16 protein-coding genes and 1 pseudogene are annotated in these 21,410 nt (G+C 47.9%); 9 read left to right on the forward strand and 8 right to left on the reverse strand.

From position 1 onward, the window contains the following. Together R7040_RS07950 and R7040_RS07955 are read right to left on the reverse strand one after the other, a co-directional pair. Positions 1-384 (reverse strand): annotated as a pseudogene (locus R7040_RS07950) (chromosome partitioning protein ParA); the annotation flags it as partial. A gap of 13 nt (positions 385-397) precedes the next feature. Beyond that, the gene (locus tag R7040_RS07955) at positions 398-1,750 is read right to left on the reverse strand and encodes a serine/threonine-protein kinase (protein WP_064353506.1); all 1,353 of its coding nucleotides are present in this window, start codon (positions 1,748-1,750) and stop codon (positions 398-400) included. A 219-nt stretch (positions 1,751-1,969) separates the two neighbouring features. Here R7040_RS07955 and R7040_RS07960 point away from each other — a divergent pair, with 219 nt between their 5' ends. The 4 genes from R7040_RS07960 (at position 1,970) to R7040_RS07975 (ending at position 4,968) form a co-directional block, all read left to right on the forward strand. Continuing rightward, positions 1,970-2,977 (forward strand): substrate-binding domain-containing protein, encoded by a 1,008-nt coding sequence (locus R7040_RS07960; protein ID WP_017636149.1) that lies wholly within the window; start codon positions 1,970-1,972, stop codon positions 2,975-2,977. A 55-nt stretch (positions 2,978-3,032) separates the two neighbouring features. Beyond that, a complete protein-coding gene (locus R7040_RS07965; RefSeq protein ID WP_005379132.1) occupies positions 3,033-3,968 on the forward strand; it encodes a LysR family transcriptional regulator in 936 nt (311 codons plus the stop codon). 269 nt (positions 3,969-4,237) lie between these two features. Further along, positions 4,238-4,642, forward strand: a complete 405-nt coding sequence (locus tag R7040_RS07970; RefSeq protein WP_005379135.1) for an SMR family transporter — start codon at positions 4,238-4,240, stop codon at positions 4,640-4,642. Next, entirely contained in the window at positions 4,639-4,968 is a 330-nt protein-coding gene (locus R7040_RS07975) for an SMR family transporter (protein ID WP_005478614.1), read from the forward strand. The genes R7040_RS07970 and R7040_RS07975 overlap by 4 nt, the downstream gene beginning before the upstream one ends. Before the next feature lie 1,243 nt (positions 4,969-6,211). Here R7040_RS07975 and edd read toward each other — a convergent pair. Both edd and R7040_RS07985 read right to left on the reverse strand, forming a co-directional pair. Then, positions 6,212-8,008, reverse strand: coding sequence for a phosphogluconate dehydratase (edd, locus tag R7040_RS07980; RefSeq protein WP_213912312.1), 1,797 nt, complete (start codon positions 8,006-8,008; stop codon positions 6,212-6,214). Further along, positions 8,008-8,532: a gluconokinase gene (locus R7040_RS07985; RefSeq protein WP_318081297.1), complete on the reverse strand. Its 525-nt coding sequence runs from the start codon at positions 8,530-8,532 to the stop codon at positions 8,008-8,010. The genes edd and R7040_RS07985 overlap by 1 nt, the downstream gene beginning before the upstream one ends. Positions 8,533-8,685: 153 nt before the next feature. On the opposite strand from R7040_RS07985, the gene R7040_RS07990 reads away from it, so the two are divergent. Together R7040_RS07990 and R7040_RS07995 are read left to right on the forward strand one after the other, a co-directional pair. Further along, positions 8,686-10,062, forward strand: coding sequence for a GntP family permease (locus R7040_RS07990; protein ID WP_012841240.1), 1,377 nt, complete (start codon positions 8,686-8,688; stop codon positions 10,060-10,062). Between the two features lie 9 nt (positions 10,063-10,071). Further along, the gene (locus R7040_RS07995) at positions 10,072-10,683 is read left to right on the forward strand and encodes a bifunctional 4-hydroxy-2-oxoglutarate aldolase/2-dehydro-3-deoxy-phosphogluconate aldolase (protein ID WP_005394384.1); all 612 of its coding nucleotides are present in this window, start codon (positions 10,072-10,074) and stop codon (positions 10,681-10,683) included. Positions 10,684-10,788: 105 nt separating this feature from the next. On the opposite strand, the gene xapA is transcribed toward R7040_RS07995, so the two are convergent. Continuing rightward, a complete protein-coding gene (xapA, locus tag R7040_RS08000; RefSeq protein WP_005379149.1) occupies positions 10,789-11,613 on the reverse strand; it encodes a xanthosine phosphorylase in 825 nt (274 codons plus the stop codon). A gap of 121 nt (positions 11,614-11,734) precedes the next feature. Between xapA and R7040_RS08005 the strand changes: the two genes are divergently transcribed. After that, positions 11,735-12,640: a LysR family transcriptional regulator gene (locus R7040_RS08005; RefSeq protein WP_005379156.1), complete on the forward strand. Its 906-nt coding sequence runs from the start codon at positions 11,735-11,737 to the stop codon at positions 12,638-12,640. A gap of 81 nt (positions 12,641-12,721) precedes the next feature. Here the strand turns inward: R7040_RS08005 and gorA are convergent, their stop codons facing one another. Further along, positions 12,722-14,077, reverse strand: coding sequence for a glutathione-disulfide reductase (gene gorA / locus R7040_RS08010; RefSeq protein WP_054579538.1), 1,356 nt, complete (start codon positions 14,075-14,077; stop codon positions 12,722-12,724). A gap of 259 nt (positions 14,078-14,336) precedes the next feature. Next, positions 14,337-15,176 carry a 23S rRNA (adenine(2030)-N(6))-methyltransferase RlmJ gene (locus R7040_RS08015; protein ID WP_205391070.1) on the reverse strand — a complete coding sequence of 280 codons (840 nt, stop codon included), beginning with the start codon at positions 15,174-15,176 and terminating at the stop codon, positions 14,337-14,339. A gap of 399 nt (positions 15,177-15,575) precedes the next feature. Between R7040_RS08015 and prlC the strand changes: the two genes are divergently transcribed. After that, positions 15,576-17,618 carry an oligopeptidase A gene (gene prlC, locus R7040_RS08020; RefSeq protein WP_017635033.1) on the forward strand — a complete coding sequence of 681 codons (2,043 nt, stop codon included), beginning with the start codon at positions 15,576-15,578 and terminating at the stop codon, positions 17,616-17,618. Between the two features lie 66 nt (positions 17,619-17,684). On the opposite strand, the gene asnC is transcribed toward prlC, so the two are convergent. Further along, positions 17,685-18,149: a transcriptional regulator AsnC gene (gene asnC, locus R7040_RS08025; protein WP_005389595.1), complete on the reverse strand. Its 465-nt coding sequence runs from the start codon at positions 18,147-18,149 to the stop codon at positions 17,685-17,687. A gap of 113 nt (positions 18,150-18,262) precedes the next feature. Between asnC and R7040_RS08030 the strand changes: the two genes are divergently transcribed. Then, positions 18,263-21,388, forward strand: a complete 3,126-nt coding sequence (locus R7040_RS08030) for an EAL domain-containing protein (protein ID WP_205391071.1) — start codon at positions 18,263-18,265, stop codon at positions 21,386-21,388. Positions 21,389-21,410 lie beyond the last annotated feature (22 nt).

Raw genomic sequence — 21,410 nt, forward strand, 5'->3', positions numbered from 1 at the left:
GACAATTTCCTCACGATTCTCAGGCGTGCTGTCGAGAGAAAGCAGCAGACGCGTCATATTGATGCTGCGGCTAGGTTTGGTTGTCGCCATCGTCGGCGTCAGCACTTCTTGGCTTGATAAGGTCGTCAGCAGATAACCTTTATCATCGTTACCAAGGAAGAAGCTAATTACATCACCGGGTTGGTAATGAAATGCTCCTTGCTGAGTGACGCCAGTGATATTGGAACTGGTTTTGTAATACAGGCCAGTCACTGGGGCGTCGATAAAGTAGCCTTGCTTCAAGGTTGAAGCTGGTGGGTGTGAAGTGGCAGCTGAAACGTCTGCTGCCAACGTGGACGTAGCCGTCAATGCAGACAGCCAAAATACCACTGAACGTGTATACATCTTGTTTTAAGCCTTATTGGTTGGTGCTGTTCTTAGACGCACAATTTGGCTGACAACTCATTGGTGTAGTTAGGTGCTTCTCTGGCACCGGTGTCATCATCGCCAACAACATTTTTTGTTTTATATGTTTGGGGATATCTGGGTTAGAGAGTATCCGCCTTCGTGTTAACTCCATCATGGAGTTCACTGAGAGATGTTCGACATTTTGCCCCTTCGCGTGGAAGATGAGGCGAGTCATTTCGTACATCATATCTTCTGCAATCTTCTTCTCTTGTTGCAGCTGGATATTCTTTTGCATCATGGCGCTGCCAAATAACACACCAGAGAGCACAATGATGCCTGACAATACCGAAGCAAGGGGACGTCGTTGTACCAAGCGAAAGGCGCTATACAATGGCCAGTTTTTTTTCTGCTCGATTGGACGGCGTTCGATAATTCGTTCGATATCAATGCGCAATGCTCGAACATTGATATATCGCATTTGAGTGGCAGGACGCGTTGCGCGTCTTATCACCCAGTAAACATCAGACCAAATTGTTGGTGATGGAAACATCAAAGCGAGAATTTTGCCTAAGGAGTACACGTCGCTTTGCTCTGTTAGAACCTGTCCTGCTTGCTGCTCTGGGCTGGCAAAATTTTGGCTAAACGCAATCAGCGCTGAGGGTGAATCTTCTCGGTTGGAGTGCGCTTTTTGAGTCAAGTTGAAGTCAAGCAGCTTGGGACGCTTGCTACGATCAATCAGTATATTTTCTGGTTTTAGATCGGCATGCAAAACCTGGTGCTGGTGGGCGTGCTCCATCGCCTGGCAGATCTGCTTAAACAACAGCAGCTTCTCCGTTTTTTCTAGCTTATTTTCAGATAGATACTCATCCAAAGTTTGACCAAACACCCGTTCCATCACGATGTAAACCGAATCTTGATGGAGACCGCCGTCAAACACTTTCGCGATGTAAGGATGGTTTAGACGCGCGAGAAGTTGAGCTTCATCGAAGAGTGCGCGTTGCCCTAACACATTGCTCAAATTGCTTTGAATAAACTTGATAGCCAGATCTTGCTCGAACGTTTCATCTGCACGTAGAGCGGCGTATACGACACCCATGCCACCACGCCCCAACTCATGAGTTAGGCGGTACTTACTGATGATTTCTCCGCTTAGATCGACGTCTTGGTTCGTAGCCTGATGAGCACCAAAATAAAGTAACTGCGTTAGTTGTTCTTCCGGTGTCTCGTTGGCTAAAAGAGGAACGAGTTGTCGATACAGCTCAGGTTGACTTCGTTGCAATGCTTGGAGGTATTGCTGCTTTTGGGAGTCGTCCAGATCAAGCAGGTGGTAGTAAATCTGGGTTTCGCTAGAGCCTAACTGCACTGTGACTAATGTCTTATTCTTTTAGGTACGGCATTTTATAAGAACTTTGATATAAATGTCATTTATTTATTCGGTTTTGATTCACAATCCATGAAACGCAATTTGATGGCTAATGGAGTAATAACGTCATGATTTTGCGAATTATTTTCACTGAACTTGTCGGCAGAGAGTCTATTCGTCATAATGTTACTTGTAACATTACTGATAAATCACATATTTATGGCTCAACAGAATAAGAAAACTCGTACGACATTACAGGATGTCGCAGACCAGGTTGGCGTCACGAAGATGACCGTTTCACGCTATATGCGTAACCCTGAATCGGTGGCAGAAAAGACTCGGGCCAAGATTGCGACTGCGATTGAAGAGATGGGTTACATCGAAAACCGTGCACCGGCGATGTTGTCAAAGTCCTCCAGTAAAGCCATTGGTATTTTACTGCCGTCTTTGTCCAACCAAATTTTTGCTTCCTTTGTTCAGGGCATAGAGATGGTGACCAAAGCCAATGGCTATGAGACGCTTTTAGCGCATTTTAGCTACGATGAGCTTGAAGAAGAGCGCAAGATCGCGTCATTACTCTCTTATCAAGTCGATGGGCTTATTCTAACTGAAAGCCATCACACGCCGCGTACATTACAGATGATCAAAAATGCGGGCATTCCGGTGGTCGAAACCATGGAACTGCCATCGGAGCCGATTGATATGGCGGTTGGACTCGATCATGAAGATGCGTCGTACACCGTGGTTAAGCAGATGCTAGATACGGGGAAGCGTACAATCGTCTATTTTGGCGCGCGTCTGGATACGCGAACCAAATTGCGGATGCAAGGTTACGATCGCGCGATGACAGAAGCAGGGCTAGAACCCAAACATGTATTAACTGGTGATCATTCTAGTTTTTCTTTAGCGCATGATTTGCTCGAACGTGCACTGGAAACGCACCCAACGCTCGATGGGGTGTTCTGTACCAACGATGACATCGCAATTGGCACCATGCTGAGTGCGCAGCAACGTGGCATTCAAGTTCCACAGCAATTGGCAGTGGCGGGCTATAACGCGCTGGATATCGGTCAAACCATCAGTCCGAAACTGACCAGCGTTGATACGCCGCGTTTCCAAATTGGTGTAAAGAGCGCAGAGCTATTAATTGCGCGCCTGAAAGGCGAAACGCAAGAAGAAAAAGTCTTCGATATGGGTTATCAGATCACGTCGGGAGAGAGTGTTTAACTAATTGTTAACTGCTCTTTGTATTCGCTCATCAATGGTATTGGTAGGTTAGGGTATGGCACATCAGCTGGATGCATTGGATCTCAACTTAATGCGTTTATTAAAAGCCGTGGTGGAAAACCGCAGCATCAAGCTGGCCGCAATGCAGCTTGGCATTTCTCAACCGAGCGCCAGCCGCGGCGTGATGAAGTTGAAGCAAGTGTTTGATGACCCGCTTTTTGTGCGTAAAGCACATGGGGTAGAGCCATCACCCATGGCGATTCGTCTCGCCGCCGAGTTCGACAATATGGTTGCGCCACTGGAAAAAGTGGTGCAAGAATTTGAAGTGTTCGACCCACTGCAATACCAAGGGCAGATTGCGATTGTAACTGATCCTTATTTGATGGATGAACAAGGGCAGCGACTGCTCACTGGTTGTCATCGAGCCTTTCCCAAAGCGCACTTTGCTTTTTCCAGCTGGAATACTTACTCGCACGATGAAATGTTAGAAGGCGAGCACGATTACTGCATTCTTGACCAAGAGACCGAGCTGTCGAAAGACATTTACATGCGCCCGTTATTCGTTGAAAAACGGGTGATTTTGGCGCGCAAAAATCACCCAACGTTGTCGAAAGTCAGCAATGATTGGGACACGGTGTCCAAACTACCACTTGTCTCTTTGCCTGCGCCCGCGTCATATAAGCCGCTTTGTACCGTGGAGTCCGAGTATCGACGCATGGGTTATGAGCCAGTAGTGTTACTGAAGTCCTATAATTTGCGTTTGGCTTGCCAAATGTTGCAAGAAACCGACGCGATTATGTATGCCAGTCAAAGCTCGGCATTGTTGATGCCAGAACTCGCCTCTTACGCAATGCCACCCGTTAATCGTGAGTTCAGTCAGTTTGTGGTCTCTGGCGGTTTCCTTCAAACCAACCGCAACCATCCTTTGCACAGACACCTACATAAAGTGGTGCGACAAACCCTCAATACGCCGCTGATTTTTACGCAGTGACGTCACCTGATGGCATCAGCTGAATGAGAGAGCAGATGCTTTAACCTTATCAGTGTTGTGTGATTACATAGACAACTTATTTCTTAAGATATTCAAAAATGAATATCTCAATTACCTGTCTCTTTTTCCTACCCAGCGCTAACCTTATCTCAAATAGTCAGGAGAAGTGGCTCATTTTTATCTTTTTAACTTTTTGAATGTCGATATAGGTACGCGACATTCACCATTCTCCGTTATGCATTTTTTTAATTTCTGATGGAGGATTAATCATGCTAGTTGCACGTCTATTTTTATTGCTCGCCATCGTTGCCGAAGTAGCTGGCACCAGCACTATGTCTCTTATCGGACAAGGGCACGGGTGGTGGGGCTACATCGTAATGTATGTGCTGATCGCAATCTCTTACTACTTTCTTGCGTTTGCCGCGAAGAAAATATCTATCGGTGTGGCATACGCTGTCTGGGAAGGGTTAGGTATCTCGTTGATCACCGTGGTGTCGATCATCGCCTTTGATGCCAACTTAAACCATCAAGAGTTGTTTGGTTTGATGTTAGCCGTTGTTGGCATTGTGTGTGTGACCTTAGGGGAATCACATGGTCAACCTAACGCCAAGAAAAATGCCGATAAACCGGCAAAAGAACGTTCATTTTCTACTAGTACAAGGTGCGAATCATGAGTCAATTTTTTACGATGTCATTTGGATTTGTCGTGATGGCTGCCTTGGTCGATATCATGGCCAATATGGCGCTGACACGCTCAAAAGGTTTTAAATATAAAGGCTGGGGCATTGCGGCGATTGTGTTGGTACTGACAGCATTCACGCTGTTGGCACAAGCGGTGAAAGAGATCGACTTAGCCATTGCTTATGCCTCTTGGGGTGCGATCGGTATCTTGGGTACCGCAGTAGGTGGAGCCTTGCTGTTTAAGCAGAAACTCAAACCAATCGGCTGGTTTGGTATCTTTGTGGTGATTGCTGCCGTCGTGGTGATGAAGACCGCTTGATGTAATTTACTGAATGCTAGATATCGTCATTCTGAGCAGCAAGAGACGAGCGTGATTCAGAATCTACCAACAAAAAGTGCTGTGGAAGAGGGGTTTTCTCTGGCTTCACAGCACCTTGATATTAGATTCCTGATCTCGCCTAGGCTCGTCGGAATGACGGATTCATTTTTTTAGAAAGAGCAGTGACCAATCCTAAAGCTCGTCATTCTGAACAGCGAGGGACGAGTGTGATTCAGAATCTACCAACAAAAAGTGCTGTGGTAGAGGGGTTTTCTCTGGCTTCACAGCACGCTGATATTAAATTCCTGATCTCGCCTAGGCTCGTCGGAATGACGGACTCATTCATTTTTAAAAAGAACCGAGGCCAATCTCAAAACTCGTCATTCTGAACAGCGAAGGACGAGCAAGAGTCAGAATCTACCAACAAAAAGTGCAGTGGCAGAGGAGTTTTCTCTAGCTTCACAACACGTTGATAGTAGATTCCTGATCTCGCCTAGGCTCGTCGGAATGACGGATTCATTCGTTTAAAAAGAACCGAGGCCAATCCTAAAGCTTGCCATTCTGAACTGCGAGGGACGGTCGTGATTCAGAATCTACCAACAAAAAGTGCTGTGGCAGAGGTGTTTTCTCTGGCTTCACAGCTCGTTGATATTAGATTCCCGATCTCGCTTAGGCTCGTCGGAATGACGGATTCATTCGTTTTTAGAAAGAGCGGTGGCCAATCCCAAAGCTCGTCATTCTGAACTGCGAGGGACGAGCGTGATTCAGAATCTACTAACAAAAAAGTGCTGTGGCAGAGGAGTTTTCTCTGACGTCATAGCATGTCGATATTAGATTCCTGATCTCGCCTAGGCTCGTCGGAATGACGGATTCATTCGTTTTTAGAAATAGCGGTGGCCAATCTCAAAGCTCGTCATTCTGAATAGTGAGGGACGAGTGTGATTCAGAATCTACCAACAAAAAGTGCTGTAACAGAGGGGGATTTTCTCTTGCTTCACAGCACGTTGATAGTAGATTCCTAATCTTGCTTAGGCTCGTCGGAATGACGGACTCATTCATTTTTAAAAATAACCGAGGCCAATCCCAACGCTCGTCATTCTGAACAGCGAGGGACGAGCGTGATTCAGAATCTACCAACAAAAAGTGCTGTGGCAGAGGAGTTTTCTCTGGCTTCACAGCACGTTGATATTAAATTCCTGATCTTGCTTGGGCTCGTCGGAACGACGAGGTCTTTCTTCTCGCCTTAAACAATAAAGCTTGCGCCTTCTTCTGCACTCGATACGTTTTGGCGGATCACGCTAAACAGACCTCGTCCCCAAGTTTGTTGGGTCGATTCGGTATCGAAATGAATCAACTCGCGACCAGTGGTGTCGCTTAAGTTGTTCAGTTCACCCGTTTGGCAATCCAGACGAATCAAATCACCGTTGCGCACCAAACCAATCGCGCCACCACGAATGGCTTCTGGAGAAACGTGAATCGCAGACGGAATTTTACCGGATGCACCAGATAAACGACCGTCCGTCACTAGCGCGACTTTAAAGCCCGCTTTTTGCACGTTCCCTAAAATTGGCATCAGCTTGTGCAGTTCAGGCATGCCGTTTGCCGCTGGGCCGTTGTGTGTGACCACAACGATGCAGTCTTTGTTCAGGTCGCCACGTTTGTACGCGGCCTCCACTTCGTGTTGGCATTGGAATACGATCGCTGGTGCCACAATCACGCGTTGCTCTTCTTTCACCGCAGACACTTTCACCACGGCTTTGCCTAAGTTGCCAGTCAATACGCGAGTGCCGCCAGTATTTTGGAATGTGGCGTCTGGTTTGGCGATCACGTCACCGTCTTGGCTGCCTTGGCACGATGTCCAGGTCAGTTGGCCATCGACAAGGCTCGGTAGCGTCATTTGGTCTTCAAATTCACCAAACACGGGTTTCACATCGCGATGCAAAAGCTCGGATTCGTTCAAGCGGTGCAATAACGCAGGCACGCCACCCGCGTCTTGGAACGCGTTCATATCGGCTGGGCCGTTCGGGTAAACGCGAGCTAACAAAGGAACCACATCCGACAGATCGCTGATGTCTTGCCACGTGAGCAAGATGCCAGCAGCACGCGCCACGGCGATCATATGAATGGTGTGATTGGTACTGCCGCCAGATGCGAGTAGAGCGATGATGCCGTTGACCAAGCTCTTTTCTGTGACCACTTCTGCCAACGGACGGAAGTGTGCAGAACCCGCCGTCATTGAGGCGATTTTCAGAGCCGCGTGATCGGTTAACGCTTTACGCAGTTGGGTATGGGGATGGATGAATGCCGAACCTGGCAGCATCAAGCCCATGGCTTCGAACACCAACTGGTTGGTGTTGGCTGTGCCGTAAAACGTACACGTCCCCGCAGAGTGGTAAGCGCGACACTCCATATCCAGCAGAGCGTCTTTGCCGACTTCACCCGCTGCGTATTTTTGGCGCACGTCGACTTTCTCTTCGTTGCTGATGCCCGTAGCCATCAGACCCGCTGGTACAAACGCAGTCGGCAGGTGCGCGTAAGACAGTGCGCCCATCAGTTGCCCCGGTGCGATTTTGTCACAGATGCCAAGCAGTAATGTGGCATCAAAGACATTGTGACTCAAAGACAATGCCGTTGATTGCGCAATTAAGTCACGCGAAAACAGCGACATATCCATGCCTGCTTGACCTTGAGTCACCCCATCGCACATCGCTGGCACACAACCTGCGACTTGCGCCGTATGGCCGTAGTCCGCCAGCACTTTTTTGATTTGTGCTGGGTAGTCTTGGTACGGCTGGTGGGCGCTCAACATGTCGTTGTAGGCGCTGATCAGCGCGACATTGGCATGAGTAAAATCGAGAATATTTTTCTTTTCAGAAGAGCAAGAAGCGGCGACTGCATGGGCTAAGTTACCACAAGATAAACCAACACGGCCTTTGCCAGCTTCGGCTTGCACTTCGGTGCGAGCAAGAAAGGCAGCGCGCGCTTCACGGCTGCGCTCGGTCAAGCGTTGTGTGACCTCAAGAACAACAGAGTGAGTCATTACGCCACCTCGATCGCTTGCATTTTGATTAGCTCAGCGGCAGAGCGTTCCACCACGTCGCTGATGTCTCCGTCGATACTGACGATCAGAGTTTGAGGCTCGTTGTCTGGGCGCTCTAGTGTCTCGAATTGGCTCTTCACCATGTTTTCTTTCATGAAGTGGCCTTTGCGCATACGCATGCGATTAAGGATCAACTCCCTATCGCCATCAAGGAACAGGAAGGTCACGTTGTTGTTGCCTTCGCGGATCTGATCGCGGTAAATCTTTTTCAGTGCTGAACAGACAATAATGCCGTGTTCGTTTTTGCTTTCTAGGCTGTACGCCGCATCACGAATGCGTTCTAGCCATGGCTTGCGATCATCATCGTTCAGAGGATGGCCCGAAGCCATTTTCTGAATGTTCGCTCGTGGATGAAGATCATCACCATCAATGAATTTACGCCCTAGCTTTTTCGCTAGATGCTCACCAATTGTGCTTTTACCACTAGCACAAACGCCCATAACGATGACACTACTACCAGCCATAACTTATCCTCATAACCAAATTTGCGCGTGATCTCAATTTTTGAATTCACTTTAAAATATGGGTTTATCTTATTCATGTTATCGGTAACATGTTACCGGTAACTGAAATAAATGTGAACCATAACACAAACAATAATTCTTAAAGGTGAACCTATGGAGCAATTAACCCAAGCCCCAGATCCTACGTTCCTACTGACGATTGCAGGCCTTGCCATTGCAGCGTTACTCGTTCTGATCATTAAACTGAAAGTCCATGCTTTTGCTTCCCTTACTATGGTGAGTTTAGGTACGGCAATCGCCACTGGCGTTCCTTCAGAGAAAGTCGTATCGACCATGATGGGCGGCTTCGGCGGCACACTGGCTTCCGTAGCATTGCTGGTTGGTCTTGGTGCGATGATCGGTAAAATTCTTGAAGTGACTGGCGGTGCGAAAGTGCTGGCAGACACTTTGATTGGTCGCTTTGGTAAAGAGCGCGCACCATTTGCTTTGGGCGTCGCTTCATTACTGTTTGGCTTCCCAATCTTCTTCGATGCTGGCCTTGTAGTGATGATGCCAATCATCCTAAGTGTGGCGGCTCGTTTTGGTGGCTCACCAATTAAATACGCGTTGCCAGCAGCCGGTGCTTTTGCGGTTATGCACGCGTTTGTTCCACCACATCCAGGTCCGGTTGCAGCGGCAGAATTCCTTGGCGCAAACATCGGTCTGCTATTGGTGGTGGGTATTCTGGTGGCTATTCCAACTTGGTACCTTGGCGCTTACCTATTTGGTTTGTACGCGGGCAAAAAATTCGATATCCCACTATCTAAAGCCTTCTTTAATGGCGAAGCGATGGTGGATGAGCGCAACGCACCAAAATTTGGCACGGTTATGACCATCCTTGTGCTGCCAGTCTTGCTAATCTGTTTGGATACGGTATTGAACACACTGGCGGTTGCGGGTGTGATTGATGGCAAAACGGCACTGGTTGAGTTCCTACGCATGCTAGGTAAAACCCCAGTTGCGTTGCTGATCACTTTGATTGTCTGTCTGGCTGTGTTTGCCAAAGACTACGGCATGGCAAAACTAGAAAAATTATGTGGTGAGTCATTGGCTCCTATCTGTGGTGTTATCCTAGTAACGGGTGCAGGTGGCATGTTTGGCGGCGTACTGCGCTCAAGCGGTATTGGTGATGCACTGGCTGACGTTCTTACAGACACAGGTATGCCTGTGATTGTGGCGGCGTTTGTGATTTCAACCTGTTTGCGTGTTGCTCAAGGCTCGGCAACCGTCGCGCTAACCACGACGGCGGCTCTTATCGCGCCAGTTGTGGCAGCATCAACAGGTTTGAGTGAACTCGACCTTTGCTTTATCGTAATCGCGATTGCGGGTGGTGCAACGGTATTGTCTCACTTCAATGACTCTGGTTTCTGGTTGGTATCTCGTCTGCTTGAGATGGATGAGAAAACCACATTAAAAACTTGGACGGTAATGGAAACGTTACTTGGTGGTATCGCGTTTATTATCGTCGCAACATTAAGCTTTATTCTTTAGAGGTTCCCCATGACAACACTTGAACAACGATTAAGAGAAATCAAAATCGTCCCAGTTATCGCAATCAACGACGTAGCACACGCTCTGCCACTGGCAAAAGTGTTGGTAGAAAACGGTTTACCATGTGCGGAAGTGACATTCCGCACCGAAGCGGCGGCGGAGTCGATTCGCATCATGCGTGAAGCGTACCCAGAACTGTTGATTGGCGCGGGCACCGTTCTGACCACAGAACAAGTGGATATCGCGATCGAAGCAGGCGTGGACTTTATCGTTAGCCCAGGCTTCAACCCAACCACAGTGAAATACTGTCAGCAACGTGGCGTGACTATCGTACCGGGTGTAAACAACCCAAGCTTGGTTGAGCAAGCGATGGAAATGGGTTTGCGTACGTTGAAGTTCTTCCCTGCTGAGCCATCAGGCGGCGTAAACATGCTGAAAGCACTGACGGCGGTTTACCCAGTGGAATTCATGCCAACAGGTGGCGTAAGCCCATCCAACGTGGAAGATTACCTAGCGCTGAAATCGGTTGTAGCTTGTGGCGGTACTTGGATGGTGCCAACCGCAATGATGGACAACGGCGATTGGGAAGGCATTGCTGAATTGGTTCGTGCAGTTAAGTAAAACGCACAAACGGCTCCGAAATACCCCCGAACGTTAGAAAACGTGACACAAAAAAGGGTCATCAAGTTACTTGATGACCCTTTTGCTTTTGGGAATGAAACAGCTTTAGAAGTGATGCTTCATAAAGCGCTTAATAAAGCGAATGAAATCGGCTTCGGCTAGCTTCGCGCACTTCAATGTTTGGGCGTGAGACAGTTCTACATCACCCAAACCTTCTGCCATGTTGGTGATCGCACACACTGCCAATACGGGTAAGCCGCAATGCGCCGCAGAAATCACTTCTGGCACGACCGACATGCCCACTACATCACCACCGATGATTTGCATCATGCGGATTTCGGCTGCGGTCTCAAAGTTGGGGCCTGTGTAAGAGACAAACACACCTTCATTCAGGTGAATGCCATTGGCTTTGCCGACTTCAAACGCTTCTGCGCGCAGGTCTTTGTCGTACGCATTGGCGAGGCTGAAGAACCTCGGGCCGTACTCTTCATCATTCGGACCGATCATTGGCGATTCAGGCATGGTATTGATGTGGTCATGAAATACCACCAGAGAACCGACGTCGATGCGTTCAGGGCGAAGTGAGCCTGCCGCGTTGGTGACGAGCAGAAACTCACAGCCCAGCTTTTTAAAGGTGCGCACGGGCGTGGTCATGACCTTCATTGAGCCGTGTTCGTAGTAGTGACCGCGACCTTTCATGCACACTACGTCTACGCCGCCCATGGTACCAAGCACCAACTCACCAGAGTGGCCTTGCACGGTACTAACCGGAAAGCCTTCGAGCTCTTCGTATGGAATGACCACTTTGTCTTGTAGTTCGTCTGCCAATACGCCTAAGCCAGAGCCTAAAATAAACGCCGCTTTAGGTTGGAAGTTTGGTTTGCGTTCGCGAATGGTTTGTAGCGCGCCGATTACTGGATCGTGATTCATGTTAGTCACCTTCTGGTTGTGTGTTGATTCCATTGTGTGACTTTCTGCGCTGGTTATCTTTGCTTTATTCGCTACTATCATCCTTAAAAAGAGGATGATGAAATTCGCTAGGACTCAATGCATGAAGTCAGAACCATTTGAGCGCGTGACGCTGAAGATGCTGCGTTACTTTTACGAGGTCGCACAAACCAAGCATTTCACTAAGGCGGCTGAGAATCTCAATATCACCAATTCGCCGTTGAGCAATCGCATCAAAGAGTTGGAAGAGGTGCTTAACGTCAAACTGTTTGAGCGCGATTCAAGAAATGTCATGCTGACGGAGGCCGGGCGATTGTTGGAGTCCAAATGCCAACTGATTTTTCAGACCTTGGATGTCTCGCTCAATCAAGTGCAGCAAGTGGGGTTGAACCAGAGAAATATCCTGCGAGTTGGTGTGGTAAGTAGCGCATTTTGGGGCGGATTTGATCGTCTGTTACAGCGCTTCCATGCTGAGCATGACACTTATCACGCCGACATTTTTGACCTTAACCCAGAGACGCAAAAGAAGCATCTGAGCGAGAAGAAAATCGATGTGGGCATTGTGCGTTTTGCTGATGCACTCAACATTTATCCGTATCAGTCGGTATCTTTGGGCAAAGATGTGTTTGTGGTGGCGGTGTCGGAGCAACATGAGTTAGCCAGCAAATCTTTGCTGCGGCTCCAAGATTTAAAGACGTGTGAGTTTGCGTTTATGAGTTTGGCGAATTCTGCCTCGGCAAACTTCATCATCAATGCCTGTCTGCAAGAAGGCTTTTCACCCCATATTGGCAAACAAGTGGTGGAGCCAAGCACCTTGATGGCATATGTAGCAAACAGCAATACCGTGACGTTGGTTCCGTCGACGTTTTCTCAGCATCATTGGCATGGGATTCGTTTTATCAAGCTGAAAGAGTCACTGCGTGCAGACTTGTGTCTGATTCATGATGGTAAGCAGGAGAGTGCTATTAAAGCCGAGTTTATTCGCACATTATTAGAGAATGCGAGTTAAGCATGGGATAACAAAAAAAGGTCATCCTAAGATGACCTTTTCAAATGATTCACTGAAATCAGCAATGCGATTAGAGCGTAATTAACGCATCGTTACGAACTCTTCAGAGCCCGTTGGGTGGATAGCCACAACAGAGTCGAAGTCTGCTTTGGTTGCGCCCATCTTCATTGCTACGCCGAAGCCTTGGATCATTTCATCTACCGTGAAACCGATGCCGTGTAGGCCAACAACCGTTTCTTCTTCGCCCGCACATACAAGCTTCATCTTACATGGTTGACGGTGCTTAGTAACAGCGGTGTACATCGCAGTAAAGCCAGATGTGTAGACTTTGATGTTGTCTTTGCCGTACTTCTCTTCTGCTTCTTGCGTTGTAAGACCGATAGTGCCGATTGGTGGGTGGCTAAATACCACAGTTGGTACCAAATCGTAGTCCATCTTCGCGTTTGGTTTGTTGTTGAACAAACGCTCAGAAAGTTGACGACCCGCTTTCACTGCTACTGGCGTTAGCTCGATACCGCCTTCCATGATGTCACCCACACAGTAGATGCCTTTCACGTTGGTTTCTTGGTATTCGTCTACCTTGATGTAGCCTTTTTCGTTCGTTGCCACACCGGTTGACGCTAGGTTGATTGCATCTGTCGCAGGGTGACGACCGATTGCCCAAATCAGTTGGTCAACGTTTTGGCTTTCACCGTTTTCTAGGTGCAGAGTTAGGCTGCCATCGGCTTCTTTTACCACTTCTTTTGGTACAGAGTGGGTGTGCAGTTTTGGACCTTCTGCGTCCATCACTTCAACCAACGTATCGATGATCATTGGATCGAAGCTACGTAGTGGTGACTCTTTACGTACGAACAGGTGTGTTTCTGTACCTAGCGCGTGCAGTACGCCAGCAATTTCAACTGCGATGTAGCCTGCGCCCACAACCGCAACGCGTTTTGGTTGCTCTGCTAGGTCGAAGAAGCCGTTTGAATCGATGCCGTATTCAGCGCCTGGAATGTTTGGAATAGTAGGACGACCACCAACCGCGATCAGGATGTGATCTGCTGTGTAGTGTTCACCGTTTACTTCGACAGTTTTTTCGTCAACAAACTTAGCAAAGCCTTTAATCACGTTTACTTTATTGTTGCCAAGAACGCGATCGTAAGATTGGTGAATACGACCAATGTACGCCTGACGGCTCTCAACCAGTTTGCTCCAGTTGAAACCTTTGACGTCGACATCAAAACCGTAATCTTCTGCGTACAGGTTCATTGCTTCTGCGATTTGCGCGCCATGCCACATCACTTTTTTCGGTACACAACCTACGTTTACACAGGTACCGCCAAGGTCTTGAGCTTCGATTAGCGCAACTTTCGCGCCGTACATCGCCGCACGGTTTGCAGATGCGATGCCGCCACTGCCGCCACCGATACAGATATAGTCAAAATGAGTCGCCATTACTTTCTCCAAGAGCTTATAAATTTTATCTGGTACATAGATAGATTGGGATGACCTTGTCCGAACTCAATGCCACCGTTATCCCACTATCATAAATCGAATTCGACTAATTCCTAAATGGGAAAAAGCGACAATACTTATGACAAATAGCGATGAGAGGCACAAAAAGAAGAATAAGCACGACTGGAGGGAGAAGGTGAGAGCATAAAAAAGCGCAACGAGAATATCGTTGCGCTTGAAGATATCGGTACTGAAGTGCTTACTCTGGCACAATCCAGTCCACTTTCCAGTGGCCAGTTGCTGGTGCAATCGCGTCTTGCAGGAATGGCAGAATCTCTTTCATCTGGCTTTCCAGTTTCCATGGCGGGTTAATCACAATCATGCCGGATGCCGTCATGCCGCGCTCGTTGGTATCTGGTGCAACACCTAACTCGATTTGCAGAATTTTACGAATGCCCAGTGCTTCCAAGCCTTCGATCATATCTTCGATGTCGTGACGGTTTACCACTGGGTACCAAATCGCGTAGATACCGGTTGCCCAACGTTTATGGCTCTGATGAATCGCTCGTACCACATCGCGGTACTCTTTCGCGAGTTCGTATGGTGGGTCAATCAGCACCAAACCACGACGCTCTTGTGGCGGTAAGCTTGCTTTGAGGCGTTGGAATCCGTCTTCTTTGAAGATGCTCACTTGGCGATCACGATGGAATTCTTGCTCTAACAATGGGTGATCGGCCGGGTGCAACTCGGTCAGCACCATGCGATCTTGTGGGCGGATTTGCGCGCGCGCTACACGTGGTGAGCCTGGGTAGTAACGCAGCTTCTCGCCGTTGTTGAGCACTTTAATGGCATCGATGTAGCTTTTGATGTCTTCAGGAGTGCTTGGGTTATCCCAAATACGTGCGATGCCTTGTTTGTATTCGCCCGTTTTTTCAGACCATTCGTGAGTCAGATCGTAACGGCCCACACCCGAGTGGGTATCGTGATAAACGAATGGCTTATCTTTTTGTTTCAGCGCATCAAGAATGAGGCTTTGAACGATGTGTTTGACCACGTCGGCATGGTTGCCAGCGTGGAAGCTGTGGCGGTAACTTAACAAATTAAACTCTCGAAACACTCTTTGGCTGAGTGTGGTCTGTGATTTTCACTCTATGGCGGTATTATACTCAAGTAACTTAAAGATGTAGAACTTCCAATCAAATCTGTTCCTCTGATAAGGGGACGCTATTGAAATTTCTTTAAGTCACCCACACTTACTATTGGTAATCGAATTGAACTAGGTGAGTTTCTCGCACTCAAAAGGGTGTGAAATTTCATTTAGGTATAACAAGACTCAAGGACAGAGTAGCGCTGGTTGACTATATGATGGTCATCGCGGCATAGAGAAAGGGAACGGAGCTCCCCCAATCCATGTTGCTGGCTCGTCTGTACATTGAGTTGGCCTATCTACACAAAATAGACAGGCAATCACAGAGTCAAAACACAAAAGGAATTATTCATGTCTAATCCTCTTCTGACGTTTACGGACCTACCTCCGTTTTCTCAAATTAAACCAGAACACATCAAGCCAGCCGTTGAGCAAGCGATTGCTGACTGCCGAGCAAAAATCGATGAAGTTCTACAAGACAACGCTCACCCAACTTGGGACAGTGTGATTGCGCCAATTGAAGAAGCGGATGATCGCTTAAGCCGCATCTGGTCGCCAGTGGGTCACATGAACTCGGTAGTGAACAGCGAAGAGCTACGTGAAGCTTACGAAAGTTGCCTACCAATTTTGTCAGAGTACGGCACTTGGGTTGGTCAGCATAAAGGGTTGTACGAAGCGTACAAAACCATCAAAGCGAGCGAAGAATTTGCAACGTTAACTCGTGCCCAGCAGAAAACCATCACTGATGCACTGCGTGATTTCGAGTTATCAGGCATTGGTTTGCCATCCGATGAGCAGCACCGTTACGGCGAGATCAGCAAACGTATGTCTGAGCTGAGCTCTAAATTCTCTAACAATGTGCTGGATGCCACCATGGGTTGGACCAAGCACATCACAGACGAGAAAGACCTAGCAGGTATGCCAGAATCGGCGCTGGCAGCAGCGAAAGCTGCCGCAGAAGCAAAAGAGTTAGATGGTTACCTCATTACGCTAGATATCCCATCTTACCTACCTGTCATGACGTACTGCGATAACCAAGAGTTGCGTAAAGAAGTGTACGAAGCGTACGTGACGCGCGCTTCTGATCGAGGTCCAAACGCAGGCAAATGGGATAACTCAGAAATCATTACTGAGCAGCTAAAACTGCGCCATGAAATTTCACGTATGCTAGGTTTCAATACTTACAGTGAAAAGTCGTTAGCAACAAAGATGGCTGAAACGCCTGATCAAGTGCTGGGCTTCCTGAATGACCTAGCGACACGAGCGAAACCGCAAGGTGAACGTGAAGTCGAAGAGTTACGTCAGTTTGCGAAAAGTGAGTTTGGTGTTGAAGAGCTGAACGTTTGGGATATCGCTTACTACAGCGAGAAACAAAAGCAGCACCTGTTCCAAATTTCGGATGAAGAACTGCGCCCATACTTCCCAGAGTCAAAAGTCGTGAGCGGTCTGTTTGAAGTGCTAAACCGCGTGTTTGGCATGACCGTTACTGAGCGCGAAGGCGTAGACACTTGGCATGAGTCCGTGCGCTTTTTCGATATCTTTGATGCTGAAGGCACACTCCGTGGCAGTTTCTACCTAGATCTCTACGCTCGTGAACACAAACGTGGCGGCGCGTGGATGGATGATTGTCGTGGTCGTCGCGTTACGCTATCTGGCGAGCTGCAAACGCCGGTTGCGTATCTAACGTGTAACTTCAACCGTCCAGTGGGCGACAAACCAGCACTGTTCACGCACGATGAAGTCGTGACGCTATTCCATGAGTTTGGTCATGGAATCCACCACATGTTGACGCAAGTTGATACAGGTGCTGTTTCAGGTATTAATGGCGTGCCTTGGGATGCGGTTGAGCTACCAAGTCAGTTCCTAGAAAACTGGTGTTGGGAAGAGGATGCGCTGGCGTTCATTTCTGGTCACTATGAGACAGGTGAGCCGCTACCTAAAGCGATGCTAGACAAAATGCTCGCAGCGAAAAACTTCCAATCTGCGATGGGTATTTTGCGTCAGCTAGAATTCGGCTTGTTCGACTTCACGCTTCACACCGAATATGACCCAGAAGTGGGTGCGCGTGTACTGGAAACTCTGGCGAAAGTGAAAGAGAAAGTCGCGGTAGTTCCTGCGGTTGAGTGGGCGCGTTTCTCACACAGCTTCGGCCATATTTTTGCTGGTGGCTACAGTGCGGGTTACTACAGCTACCTGTGGGCTGAAGTGCTGTCGTCAGACGCGTATTCTCGCTTTGAAGAAGAAGGCATCTTCAACAAAGAGACGGGCCTAAGCTTCCTGAACAACATCCTAGAAATGGGGGGCAGTGAAGAGCCAATGGAGCTGTTTAAGCGCTTCCGTGGCCGCGAGCCACAAATCGATGCACTGTTGCGCCATTCGGGTATTGCGGCGTAAATTGAGCAAAAAACATCAAGGCCAACCGAACGGTTGGCCTTTTTTGTACATTTTTTATAAAAAATTTTACGGATTTACGTTTCGGTTGATCGGGTTCTGCAACGATATCAATGTCTCCGTGGACTGAACCTCATCAATGGCTTGCAGCTTGTCGATCAGTACAAATTGCAGCTCTTCAATCGATTTGCACATCAATTTGACGAATATGTTATACGCGCCCGTGGTGTAGTAAGCTTCAACGACTTCGTCGAGCGCGTTGAGTTTTTCTAACGCGGAGTGGTAATCACGAGCTGCATTGAGGTTAATACCAATAAAGCAGCACACATCATAGCCAAGCTTTTTAGTATTGATGATCACCTCCGTTCCTTCGATGATGTCCGCCGACTTCATCTTCTCGATACGCACATGGATAGTGGCAGGGCTGACATCGAACTGCTTTGCCATTTCTGCGTAGGGCGTTCTGGCGTCAGCCATCAGTGTTTTTAATATTGCGCGGTCAAGGTCGTCGAGTTTCGGTAGGCTCGCATTCATACTATGATTTCCGTTAGGGATAGAGTTTTACCTCCCTTTTATACTCATAGCGGATAGGATTCACAAGGTTTGGCAGGAGTAACTGCGGGTTAACTCCGAGCTATGGAGATAATGTGCAGCGTTTTCTGGTTATTGCCGCGCTATGTTGGAGCGCGTTTGCTACGGCCTCAGATCCGAAGGTGTTGGTCGTGCACTCCTATCATCAGGGTTTTTTCTGGACGGACTCCATACAGCGAGGCATCGAGCAACAGCTGGGCGATCGAGCGCTGGACATGCGTGTGCTCTATCTAGACTCGAAACGTAACCAGAGTGAGCAGTTTTTTGCACAACTAAAATCCTTATATCTTACGAAATTACGCAAAGAGCGATTCGATGCCATTTTAGTGAGCGATAACAATGCGCTTGAACTCATGCAGCGTTTAGCCCCAATCATCAAAGACACCCCAGTTATATTTAACGGCATTAATAACTACCATCCTTCTTTACATCGTTCTCTGAATGCAACCGGAGTCATGGAAGATGTCGATTTGGAAGCGAATCTCGCTCTTATTGAGCGCTTACATCCGAACTACACACAAGTTCTCATCGTCAGTGACCACTCGGTGACCGGTGAGGTGTTGCGTTATCAAATCGACAATTTTGTCCTCAAGTTCCCGCAATATCGAGACAAAATCGTACAACTTGTCCCAGACAGCATCATCGATCTAAAACAACAAGTCGCAAAACTGAGTTCCGATAAAGTCGTCTTGTTCTGGACCTATTACCGAGATAAACAAGGTATGGTTGGCAGCGAGCGTGACTGGGTTGGTGTCAACAAAGTCTCAAACGCGCCGCTGTTTATGGTGCATGACATTGGTTTGGGTCATGGCGCAGTTGGAGGGGTTATTCAAAGTGGTTATCGGCATGGTATTGAGAGCGCAGAGATGCTTGAGTTCGTTTTGGATAACCCTGATCAGCCTCTGCCTGCCGTGAAAAAAAGTGATTCTGAAATAAAGCTCGATTACCAAGCGGTAGCGCGTTGGGGATTGGGGGCTGAACAAGAGGTTTCTGCGGTATTTTTTAATAAGCCAATGAAGCTTTCTGAACGTTTTGCCAAGGAAATTCGCCTGTTTGGTAGCCTGTTTGTGGTGATGTCGGTGGTCATTTTGCTGATGGGTTATTATTTACAGCGGATGCGTCGAAGTGAGAGCGCTGCGCGAGAAAGCCAGGCTATTCTAGAATCGATTTTCGATCAGAGCATGCAGTATATGGGCATTTTGGATGCCAACGGTGTGCTTAAATCGGGCAACGATCACCTTCAATCCTTACTTTATCACAAAGGACTGCGTTTAGACCGACCACTTTGGTTTCATCCCAACTGGAGTGAGAAAGCCCAAGCGCTGCTAGAGGAGTATTTCCATGCGCCTCACCATCAAGTGTCGACGTTTGAAGCTGAAATTTGGAGTAAAGAACACGGCGCCTTGGTATTAGAAGTTTCGCTCAAGCCTTTTTCTCAGCAAGTAGGGAATCATAAGCAATACTTGTTTGAAGCGCGCGATATTACCAGTCGTAAATTGATGGAGGACAAGCTCTACCAACGTGAGTCAACTCTACGCAACTATTACGAGCAGCAGCCTGTGATGATGGTGACGCTTGATAGTAATAACCGAATTCAAGAAGTGAATCGATTTGCTCAACTACTTCTTGGCTACAAACCGATGGACATGCTCGGACATCGCCTGAGGGAGTTCTATTTTGATGACAAAGTGCTGTTCCCTCGCCAAGTGTTATTGCAACCCAACCAGCAAGTGCATGGTGTTTGGCGACGTGAAGTCGAGTATCGTCATGCAAATGGTCATCGTGTTTGGGTGCGCGAGAATATTCGTCCGCTGAGTGAATCTGAGCAACTGCTGATTGTGGGCGAAGATATTACCGAAACCAAACTGCTCTCCGAGAAATTGGAATACCAAGCTCGCTATGACTTACTGACGGGGACTTACAACAGAAACCATTTTGAACTAGAGCTTAAGACCGCACTGTGCGAAGTGGACAGCCATCGTCGAGTCCACGCCATGTTGTACCTCGACTTAGATCAACTAAAAGTCCTCAATGATACGGTTGGGCATGATGCAGGTGATGCGGCGATTCAATTCTGCGCCAGTATGCTGGAAGGCGTTCTGCCGTACAATTCCATCTTGGCTCGAATGGGAGGCGATGAGTTTGCGGTGTTACTCAAAGACTGTGACGAATATGGCGCCATCAATATTGCCAAACTGATCATCTCGACACTAAGCGAACACCTCTTTATTTGGGAAGACACACGCCTGTTCATCAGTTGCTCAATTGGTATCCGTATCATCGATCATACCGCTGATACGCCACAAATGGTGCATGCTCAAGCAGACTCTGCTTGTCACGCCGCTAAAGAGCAAGGCCGTAACCGCTATAATCTATTCAGCTTAGATAACGAAGAGTTGCAGCGTCGTCAGATGGAAATGCAGAGCGTCAATTTGGTGCATGAGGCATTGTCGAATCAACGTTTAGAACTGTTTGCTCAACCGATAAAAAGCTTACAAAAGCACGAGACTCAAATGTATTTTGAGATTTTGGTGCGTATTCGCAATGGGTACGGTGATTATGTTTCTCCTGCGCTGTTTATCCCTGCTTCCGAGCGCTACAACATTGCCCATTGGATTGATAAGCAGGTTATTACTCAAACGCTAGAGTGGTTTGAACAGCGTCCTGAGGTGGTTGAACAGCTTGGTCGCTGTTCGATAAACCTTTCAGGTCAATCTATGGGGAATCAAGAGTTTATTGACTTCTTATTGGAGCGATTGGAAAGTTCGACTCTGCCGTGTGAAAAAATCTGCTTAGAAATCACCGAGACAGCGGCGATGAGCAATCTGGATCAAGCCATTGAGCTGTTTACCAAGCTAAAGGCTTTGGGTTGTATGATTGCATTGGATGATTTCGGATCTGGATTGTCTTCATTTGGCTACTTAAAGAAACTTCCTGTCGATATCGTGAAAATTGATGGTCTTTTCGTGCAAGATATCAACGTAAATGAAATGGACCGCGTGATGGTTCGTTCAATCAATGACTTGGCGAAGCAACTAGGTAAAGTGACGGTGGCGGAGTTTGTCGAAAATGACCAGGTTATGCAGCATTTGATAGACCTCGGTGTGGACTACGGTCAAGGCTACGGTATTGGTCATCCTAAGCCGCTTTCTGAGCTAGTGGAGCAACTGACGGTTGTATAACCTCTGCGTAGCAAGCTCAACC

This window comes from Vibrio sp. 1069, assembly GCF_033340555.1.

Coding starts and splice junctions, on each gene's coding strand:
- R7040_RS07960 (WP_017636149.1), top strand. CDS start 1,970: ATGGCTCAACAGAATAAGAAAACTCGTACGACATTACAGGATGTCGCA.
- R7040_RS07965 (WP_005379132.1), top strand. CDS start 3,033: ATGGCACATCAGCTGGATGCATTGGATCTCAACTTAATGCGTTTATTA.
- R7040_RS07970 (WP_005379135.1), top strand. CDS start 4,238: ATGCTAGTTGCACGTCTATTTTTATTGCTCGCCATCGTTGCCGAAGTA.
- R7040_RS07975 (WP_005478614.1), top strand. CDS start 4,639: ATGAGTCAATTTTTTACGATGTCATTTGGATTTGTCGTGATGGCTGCC.
- edd (WP_213912312.1), bottom strand. CDS start 8,008: ATGACTCACTCTGTTGTTCTTGAGGTCACACAACGCTTGACCGAGCGC.
- R7040_RS07985 (WP_318081297.1), bottom strand. CDS start 8,532: ATGGCTGGTAGTAGTGTCATCGTTATGGGCGTTTGTGCTAGTGGTAAA.
- R7040_RS07990 (WP_012841240.1), top strand. CDS start 8,686: ATGGAGCAATTAACCCAAGCCCCAGATCCTACGTTCCTACTGACGATT.
- R7040_RS07995 (WP_005394384.1), top strand. CDS start 10,072: ATGACAACACTTGAACAACGATTAAGAGAAATCAAAATCGTCCCAGTT.
- xapA (WP_005379149.1), bottom strand. CDS start 11,613: ATGAATCACGATCCAGTAATCGGCGCGCTACAAACCATTCGCGAACGC.
- R7040_RS08005 (WP_005379156.1), top strand. CDS start 11,735: ATGAAGTCAGAACCATTTGAGCGCGTGACGCTGAAGATGCTGCGTTAC.
- gorA (WP_054579538.1), bottom strand. CDS start 14,077: ATGGCGACTCATTTTGACTATATCTGTATCGGTGGCGGCAGTGGCGGC.
- prlC (WP_017635033.1), top strand. CDS start 15,576: ATGTCTAATCCTCTTCTGACGTTTACGGACCTACCTCCGTTTTCTCAA.
- asnC (WP_005389595.1), bottom strand. CDS start 18,149: ATGAATGCGAGCCTACCGAAACTCGACGACCTTGACCGCGCAATATTA.